The sequence below is a fragment of the Streptomyces carpinensis genome (genome assembly GCF_002154505.1).
GTDB classification, from domain to species: Bacteria; Actinomycetota; Actinomycetes; order Streptomycetales; family Streptomycetaceae; genus Streptomyces; species Streptomyces carpinensis.
The window spans coordinates 386-697 of the sequence record NZ_MUBM01000736.1; the positions used below are offsets into that span (position 1 = coordinate 386).

Sequence of the window (312 nt, forward strand, 5' to 3'; positions counted from 1 at the left end):
CGTCGCCGAGCTCCTCGCGTACGGCGCGAAGCTCCTGCTCGTCGCGGGCGATGCCGATGACGCGGGTGCCCCCGGCGACGAGCGCCGCCGCGATGGCGCGCCCGAATCCGCGGCCGGCACCGGTGACGACGGCAGTCTGGAATCGCTCGGGCATCGGACACTCCTCGGTGGTGGTCGGGTTCGGTCGGCATCAAGACCAACCACCGGAGGAAAAACCGTCGCCGACAGCCGAACCAAGGCAGTGACGTACATCACACGTGCAGGGCCGGGGGCAGCACAGCATCTTGTGCCCGCGACCCACCCGGCCGACTC

1 protein-coding gene is annotated in these 312 nt (G+C 70.5%); it reads right to left on the reverse strand.

The window, feature by feature from the left end:
- A partial coding sequence (locus BZY54_RS48430) for an SDR family NAD(P)-dependent oxidoreductase (protein WP_143668459.1) occupies positions 1–154 on the reverse strand: 154 nt, incomplete at its 3' end.
- Positions 155–312: the final 158 nt, after the last annotated feature.